This window comes from Caballeronia sp., from assembly GCF_049581465.1.
Taxonomy (GTDB): Bacteria; Pseudomonadota; Gammaproteobacteria; order Burkholderiales; family Burkholderiaceae; genus Caballeronia.
The window spans coordinates 1-4,389 of record NZ_JBAUSA010001248.1; the positions used below are offsets into that span (position 1 = coordinate 1).

At 59.8% G+C, this 4,389-nt stretch carries 5 protein-coding genes; 1 reads left to right on the top strand and 4 read right to left on the bottom strand.

The window, feature by feature from the left end:
• Positions 1-240, top strand: a 240-nt coding sequence (locus WCA53_RS30385; protein ID WP_423920146.1) for a DUF2147 domain-containing protein, incomplete at its 5' end; no start/stop codon positions are given.
• Positions 241-341: 101 nt separating this feature from the next.
• Here the strand turns inward: WCA53_RS30385 and WCA53_RS30390 are convergent.
• The 4 genes from WCA53_RS30390 to odhB all read right to left on the bottom strand — a co-directional run.
• On the bottom strand, positions 342-746 hold the full coding sequence (locus tag WCA53_RS30390; RefSeq protein WP_423920149.1) for a transposase: 405 nt from the start codon (positions 744-746) through the stop codon (positions 342-344).
• Positions 747-911: 165 nt separating this feature from the next.
• On the bottom strand, positions 912-2,009 hold the full coding sequence (gene zapE / locus WCA53_RS30395; RefSeq protein ID WP_423920152.1) for a cell division protein ZapE: 1,098 nt from the start codon (positions 2,007-2,009) through the stop codon (positions 912-914).
• Between the two features lie 99 nt (positions 2,010-2,108).
• On the bottom strand, positions 2,109-3,539 hold the full coding sequence (gene lpdA, locus WCA53_RS30400; protein WP_423920155.1) for a dihydrolipoyl dehydrogenase: 1,431 nt from the start codon (positions 3,537-3,539) through the stop codon (positions 2,109-2,111).
• A gap of 84 nt (positions 3,540-3,623) precedes the next feature.
• Positions 3,624-4,389 (bottom strand): 2-oxoglutarate dehydrogenase complex dihydrolipoyllysine-residue succinyltransferase (gene odhB / locus WCA53_RS30405; RefSeq protein ID WP_423920160.1); only part of this gene is annotated, 766 nt, incomplete at its 5' end.

A 4,389-nucleotide genomic window follows, 5' to 3' on the forward strand; every position in this document is an offset into this window, starting at 1 on the left:
CGCCGCTGCACCGCATGTACCGATTCACGCAAGGATCAATTGATGCAAGGCATGACCATCATCAACGGCATGAAGGCTGACAGCGACGGTTGGGACGGTGGGCAGATTCTCGATCCGGAGAACGGCAAGCTCTACAAGTGCAAGATGCACCTTGAAGACGGTGGGCAGAAATTGGTGGTGCGCGGCTATATAGGCGTGGCCCTGCTGGGCCGCTCGCAGACGTGGATCCGGCAGCAATAAGCGGATTACTTGATTGCCAGGGACAAAAAAAATCCGGCTTGAAGATCATGGATCTCAAGCCGGATTTTTCATGACCGCGCAATCATGACTTCGCGGCACCGTCAGGCGGCATGACGCACATTGATACCTGCCGCAGCAGCCATTGGATTGACGGCAACCGCACGATCACCCAGATCCTCGATACCGGTACCCGGAACCCGCATGCGGGACGTCATCAACGAATACAACCCCTCGCTCGCGCCGCCGAACAACTGATTCATCACGCGGGCTAGCACGCCCGTGTCATGCCATGACTTGAAGCGCCGATGACACGTCTGGTACGACGGGTATTTGCGTGGCATGGTGGACCACGAAGCCCCGCTGTACATCACCCAAAGCACACCGTTCAGGACGGCGCGGGTGTTGGCGAGCGGCCGCCCGCGCAACTCGGAACGTGGACGCAACTCAGGCAGCAACGGCGCCACTAATTGCCATTCTTCGTCGGACATATCGCGGTAGGGCTTCATGGTTCTCTCCAATCACAAGTAAGTGATTAGAAGATACCGATCCGCCCGACGCGCTCATATCAGACCTGTCCTAATCTTGAAATACAACGCAAAGCCTTGCCGCGGTGAGCGCTCCGGGAAATTATGAGTCTCGGATAGTGAACTCTGCAAATGTGTAGTCTGCACTCAGGTCAGCGACGTATCGACCGTCCGGCGCTCGGACTCAAGGTATTCCTTCGACTGCATCTCCGTGATGCGCGAGACCGTGCGCGTGAACTCGTTCGCCATGGGGCCTTCAACATAGAGCTCATCGGCCGGCACCGCTGCCGACATCAGGAGCTTCACCTTGTGGTCATAGAACACATCGATAAGCCAGGTGAACCGCCGCGCCTCCGACGCATTGCGCGGCGACATACGCGGCACGCCTGACAGGATCACAGAGTGAAAACGGCTCGCCAGTTCGAGGTAATCGTTCTGTGAACGCGGGCCGCCGCATAGCGTGGCGAAGTCGAACCACACCACGCCGTCCGCCTTGCGCAGTGCCTTCAGTTCGCGCTTCTCGATACGCAGGATCGGGCTTTCATCCGGCACTGCGGCGAGCTTCGTGAAGTCGGCGCGCAACGCCTTGTCCGCATCCGCGCCGAGCGGCGTGTGATAAGCCGTGACTTGCGACAGCGTGCGCTTGCGATAATCCGTTCCAGCGTCGACGTTGATCACGTCCAGCTTCGACTTGATCAACTCGATAGCCGGCAGCAGGCGATCGCGATGCAAGCCATCGGGATAAAGCAAGTCCGGGTCGTAATTGGACGTCATCACGAACTGCACCCCCGCCCCGAACAAGCGATCGAGCAGCCGATACAGAATCATGGCGTCGGCGATATCGGAGATATGAAATTCGTCGAAACAGATCAGCCGGTAGCGCTTCGCGATGCGACGTGCGAGTTCGTCGAGAGGGTCCGCCTGCCCTTTCAGCTCTTCCAACTCACGATGCACCTCGCGCATGAATTCGTGAAAATGCAAGCGCGTCTTGCGCTGCACAGGAACGATCGCGAAGAAGCTGTCCATGAGGAAGCTCTTCCCGCGCCCCACGCCGCCCCACATGTAGACGCCACGTGGCAGCTCCGGGTGCACGATCAGCTTCTTGAATGCGTTCGAGCGACGCGCCTTGTAAGCGACCCATTCGTCGAAGCATCGCTGCAAGCGCTCGACCGCCAGGAGTTGCGCGGCGTCCGATTGATAGCCCCGTGTCTGCAGTTCCTGTTCGTAGTATTCAGTGACGTTCATGATGCGTGTTTCGGGCCCGTTGGAATAAAACAAAGGCGAGCGGGAAAACTCCCGCCCGCCTTCGCGTTGCTGCTTTTTGCCTGAAGCAACCCGCTGAGATTACATGTTCAGCGCGCGTTTATCGACGGCGAGTGCGGCTTCCCGCATCACTTCGGACAACGACGGATGCGGATGGCAGATCCTGCCGATATCTTCCGCTGCCGCCTTGAACTCCATCGCCACCACGGCTTCGGCAATCAGATCCGACGCGTTCGCCGCGATGATATGGCAACCGAGCAACTCGTCGGTCTTCGCATCGGCGATCATCTTCACGAAGCCGTCCGACTTGCCGATACCCAGCGCGCGGCCGTTCGCCATCATCGGAAACTGGCCCGTCTTGATCTCGCGGCCTTCCGCCTTGAGTTGCTGTTCCGTCTTGCCGACCCACGCAATTTCCGGTTCGGTGTAGATCACCCAGGGAATGCAGTTGTAGTCGATATGCGGCTTCTGGCCGTCGATGACCTCGGCCACCAGCACACCTTCGTCTTCCGCCTTGTGCGCAAGCATCGGGCCGCGCACCACGTCGCCGATCGCGTAGACATTCGGCACGCTCGTCGCACAATGGTCGTCCACAGGAATGAAGCCGCGTTCATCTGCCTTCAATCCGATCGCTTCCAGGCCGAGGTTATCCGTGTTCGGCACGCGTCCGATCGACACGATCAGGCGATCGGCGTCGAGCGTCTGCGCGTTGCCGTCCTTATCGGTGTAGGCGAGCGAAACACCCGCGTCCGACGCTTTCACTTCGCCGATCTTTACGCCGAGGTGAATGTCCAGGCCCTGCTTCTTGAACTGCTTCGCGGCTTCCTTCGCCAACGAGTCGTCGCACGCGCCCAGAAACGCCGGCAGCGCTTCGAGTACGGTGACGTCCGAGCCGAGCCGGCGCCACACGGAGCCCAGTTCCAGCCCGATCACGCCCGCGCCGATCACGGCCAGCTTCTTCGGCACGGTATCGAACGACAAGGCGCCTTCATTGTCGGAAACGATTTTGTTGTCCACCGGGATGTTCGGCAGATGACGCGCCTTCGAACCCGTCGCGATGATCACGTTCTTCGCGCTCACCGTTTCGGTCTCGCCTTCGCCGCTCACTTCGATCTGCACGCCGGCGTCCGTCTTGCCCGCGAACTTGCCGTGACCCTTCAGCCACGTGATCTTGTTCTTGCGGAACAGGAATTCGATCCCCTTCGTCATCTTCTCGACGATGCCTTCCTTGCGCGCCAGCATCTTCGTGATGTCGAGTTGCACGTCGCCGACATTGATGCCGTGGTCTCCCAGGTGATGCGAGACGTTTTCAAACTCCTCCGACGAAGCCAGCAACGCCTTCGACGGAATACAGCCCACGTTCAGGCACGTGCCACCCAGCTTCATTGCGCCTGCCGGGTTCTTCCATTGTTCGATACACGCAACCGACTTGCCAAGTTGCGCCGCGCGAATCGCCGCGATGTAACCGCCAGGGCCAGCACCGATCACGACAACATCAAATTCTTTGGACATGCCTACCCTTCTCTTGTTGGATACGCCGCGCGCCCGAGCCTATCGGGCGCGCCGCGAGTCTTAATTGAGGTTGTATTGCGTGAATTAAAGGTCCAGCAGCAGGCGTGCGGGATCTTCCAGTGCATCCTTCATCGCGACCAGCGACAACACCGCTTCGCGGCCGTCGATGATCCGGTGATCGTAGGACAGCGCCAGGTAGTTCATCGGGCGAATCACGATCTGGCCGTTCTCGACCACCGCGCGGTCCTTGGTCGCGTGCACGCCGAGGATGGCCGACTGCGGCGGGTTGATGATCGGCGTGGACAACATGGAGCCAAACACGCCGCCGTTCGAGATCGAGAACGTGCCACCCGTCATTTCTTCGATCGACAGCTTGCCGTCGCGCGCCTTCGCGCCGAATTCAGCGATCTTCTTTTCGATGTCGGCGAGGCTCATCTGATCAGCGTTGCGCAGGATCGGCACCACGAGACCGCGCGGCGAACCGACCGCGATACCGATATCGAAGTAACCGTGATAGACGATGTCGTTACCGTCGATCGACGCGTTCACCAGCGGGTACTTCTTGAGGGCATGCACGGCCGACTTCACGAAGAACGACATGAAGCCGAGCTTCACGCCATGTTCCTTCTCGAAGCGGTCCTTGTACTTGTTGCGCAGGTCCATCACCGGCGCCATGTTCACTTCGTTGAACGTGGTCAGGATGGCGTTGGTTTGCTGCGATTCCAGCAGACGCTCGGCGATACGGGCACGCAGGCGCGACATCGGCACGCGTTGTTCCGGACGGTCCTTGAGCCACTGGTCGGCGCCCGGCGCCTTCACGTCCGGCAGGGACGGACGGGTGGCCTTGGCG